Source organism: Corallococcus llansteffanensis (assembly GCF_003612055.1).
Taxonomy (GTDB): domain Bacteria; phylum Myxococcota; class Myxococcia; order Myxococcales; family Myxococcaceae; genus Corallococcus; species Corallococcus llansteffanensis.
In genome coordinates, this window is the sequence record NZ_RAWB01000809.1 from 1 (window position 1) to 3,426 (window position 3,426).

Sequence of the window (3,426 nt, forward strand, 5' to 3'; positions counted from 1 at the left end):
CCCGAGGGGAGGGCGTCACGGCACGGGCGCTGCACAAGGGCCAGGGCATCACCTTCCCAGGGTGTGTCCATGACGACCTCGACCGCCGCCGTCCCCCGTCCGCAGTCCGCTGGCCCCATCCACCCGATGCCGCCGCAGCCCGTGCTGGATGCCACCGTGGTGCTGCCGATGGGGCAGGGGGTGGTCGCGGCCTACGACTCCTTCAACGGCAAAACCGTTCCGGTGGTCAGCGGCTGGACGCAGCAGGACACCCTCACCGTGTGGGTGCCGCAGAAGGGAGGTGCCCCGGAGCTGTTCGGCCTCTGGTACCTCGCCGACGGCGATTCGAGCACGGCGATGCTGGCGCTGCGAGGGACGGTGACGGCCGCCGATGTCCGCGCGGACGAGGAGTACGCCACCACGTCCTTCGTGCCGTTCAACGGCGCGACGCTGTCCCCCGTGCCGCAGGTGCACGGCGGGTTCTGGAGCATCTACACCGGGGTGGGCGGCTCGGTGACGCAGTCGATGCAGGCGCAGGTGTTCGCGTGGCTGAAGGCGAACAACATCCAGAAGCTCTACCTGACGGGCCACAGCCTGGGCGGCGGGCTCGCGGAGTTGATGGCGTTGGACCTGGCGGTGAGCCAGTCGTCGCTGAGCGTCACCACCGTCACCTTCGCGGCGCCGAAGGCGGGGCTCACGGACTCCTGGGGGAAGGCCTATGCCCAGTACGTCACGAGCCCGGTGACGGTGCGCGTCGTCAACCAGTACGACGTGGTGCCCACGCTGCCGCCCGCGGTCCGCTACGGGCAGGTGGGCGAGGAGTTCTCCATCCTCTTCTACAACACGCTCGGGAGCCACAGTACGCAGGAGGCGACCATCCGGCACGAGATGGACAACTACCTCGCCGTGCTCACGAAGGCGCTGCCCGTGGTGCCGCCGCCGCAGATCTACGCCGGCCCCTTCCCGGACGGCGTCTACACGGATGGCAGCGGCAACCCCCTGACGGACACCAGCGTCCCGCCCACGGCCGACAACATCGCGAGCGCGAAGGCGTCCGCGCAGGCGCTGCCGCACCAGCCGGTGGCGCAGCCCCCGAGCCATCAGGTGGCGGCGCCGTAGGGTCCGCGCCTAGAGCTGGATCTTGAACCCGCCGATGAGCGTGCGCGGCGCGTTGGGGCGGGCACCGTAGGGACGGCGTCCGACGATGACCGCCTCGTCCAGCAGGTTGCGGCCGCTCACGTAGAGCTGGCCCCAGCGGGTGACGTTCCAACTGGCGTTCACGTCGAACGTCAGCAGGGCGCCTGTCTTCACGCCCTCGGGAATCTCACCCTGGCCTGCCTCCTCGCGCATGCTGGCGAGGTACGTGGTGCTGATGAAGGCGCCCCAGCGGGCGCCCTCCACGCCCAGCGAGGCGAAGAGCTGGTGCCGGGGCACGTAGGGCAGCTCGTCTCCGGCCTGCACGTTGCCGAACTGCGGATCCGACGAGCGGAAGTCCTCCAGCAGCTTCGTGCGCGTGAAGGTGTACGCCACCGTCAGCGGGAAGGTGATGCCGCCGCCCGGACGGAAGGTCTTCTCCGCGAAGGCCTCCAGGCCGTAGATGTGCGCCTCGCCCGCGTCCACCTGCCGGTCCAGGTTGTCGTCCAGACAGCCGTTGGAGAAGGTGCAGACGTCGGTGAGGTTCGAGTAGTCGTTGAAGAAGCCCACGACCTCGAAGCGCTCGCCCCGGCGCGACCAGCGGGCGCCGGCCTCGGAGTTGAGGCTCTTCTCCGCGGACACCGCCTGGGGCTGGCCCGGCGCGGGCGGGGAGAAGCCGCGGTAGGTGCCCGCGAACAGGCCCAGCGAGGGGGTGAGCGCGCCATACACGCCCACGCCCGGCATCAGCGCCTCCAGCGAGCCGTGGTCCTCCGTGCCCGCCAGCTTGTCCGCGGACCGCGAGCGGATGATCTCCAGCCGCACGCCCGGCGTCACCACCAGCGGGCCCCAGGCGATGGCGTCCGTCGCGTGCAGCGCGAGCGCGTGCGTGGAGTCCTTGTTGTCGGCGGTGACCTCCGTCTCTCCACCCTCGGCCACCAGCTCGCCGCCCACCATGAGGAAGCCGTCCTGCGTGTGGCGACGGTCGATGCTGTCGTAGTGGTAGCGCACGCCGAACTCGGCGTTGTGTGACAGCGGGCCGGTGGTCGCCGTCCAGCGGGCGACGCTCTGGAGGCCCTGGCTCACGAAGACGCGGTGGTTGGGCCCGATGAGGATGGTCTCTCCCGGCGTGGACGAGTCCAGCTCCCCCGTCAGCACGCCGTAATAGATGGCGTTGCGCGCGCTCGTGGGGTCCGCGAGCACGTCCGCGATGGACGTGCCCCGGAAGCCGTTCACCTTGCGCCAGGTGCGGTCCAGGTCCTGGCGGTACAGCGACGTCGTCACCGCGACGTCGCGCCCCTCCAGCACGTGGCTGAGCACCGCCTGGGTGCGGTGCCACTGCATGTGGTCGAACTGGCTGGCCTTGTAGCGGCGCAGCGGGGCGTCCGCGAAGTCCGCGTCCGACAGCCCCAGGTACGTCTCGTTGGAGCCCTCGTCGGAGTAGCCCAGCTTGAGCTGGAGCGTCTGGCGCAGCTCGCCGTCCGGCACCAGCCGGTAGCGCACCTTGGCCATCCACTCGTTGCGGTGGAAGCCGGTGGAGGCGTCGCTGTTGTCGATGTCCTTGAAGCCGCTGCTGCGCAGGTGGATGCCTTCGATGAGGAAGCCCGCGCGCTCCGTGCTCGCGCCGAAGTAGCCGTGCGCCTTGCCGTAGAGGTACTGGCCGCCCGCGACGTCCAGGCCGAACGACTCCTGCGCCGGGATGTCCCGGGTGATGAGGTCCACCGACCCGCCCACCGTCTGCGGGCCCTGCTGCACGGAGGAGGGGCCCTTGAGCACGCGCACCGACTGCATGCGCGTCATCAGCGGGAAGTAGTACGCGGCGGGCGCGGAGTAGGGCGCCGGCCCGAAGAGGATGCCGTCCTCCAGCAGCGTGACCTTCTTGCTGCGGTCCGGGTTGACGCCGCGCAGGCCCAGGTTGGGCCGCAGGCCGAAGCCATCCTCGCCCCGGCCGTACACGCCCGGCACGGACTGGAGGATGGCCTGGGGGTCGTCCAGCTCGTAGCGCTGGAGCTTCTCTGGCTTGAGGATATGGATGGAGCCGCTCGTCTTCGCCTCGGACGTGCCCACCACCACGCTCTCGAACTTGCGCGAACCGGCGGGCGGCGTCTCCGCGACGGGCGCGTCGGAGGCCACGGGCGCGGTGGGCTCCGCGGCAGGCTCCGGAGGGGTGCTTGCCTGGAGCGGTTCAGCGGGTGGGGTGGCCGGCTCGGACGCAGGTGCGGCGGGCTCGGCGGCGGCCGGCCCGGGCGCGGGTTCGGACACAGGCGGGGATGCGGGAGCCGGTGCCGGGGGCGTCTCCGCCGACGACGATGGGGG

At 71.0% G+C, this 3,426-nt stretch carries 2 protein-coding genes; one reads left to right on the top strand and one right to left on the bottom strand.

The genetic code is table 11. The features are described from left to right. The first annotated feature begins 69 nt into the window (after positions 1 to 69). Positions 70 to 1,098: a lipase family protein gene (locus D7V93_RS40525; protein WP_120648356.1), complete on the top strand. Its 1,029-nt coding sequence runs from the start codon at positions 70 to 72 to the stop codon at positions 1,096 to 1,098. Between the two features lie 9 nt (positions 1,099 to 1,107). On the opposite strand, the gene D7V93_RS40530 is transcribed toward D7V93_RS40525, so the two are convergent. Next, positions 1,108 to 3,426 (bottom strand): TonB-dependent receptor family protein (locus D7V93_RS40530; protein ID WP_372338419.1); only part of this gene is annotated, 2,319 nt, incomplete at its 5' end.

What these genes read in the sequence shown, in the direction of transcription:
- D7V93_RS40525 (WP_120648356.1), top strand. Translation starts at nt 70, where the DNA reads ATGACGACCTCGACCGCCGCCGTCCCCCGTCCGCAGTCCGCTGGCCCC.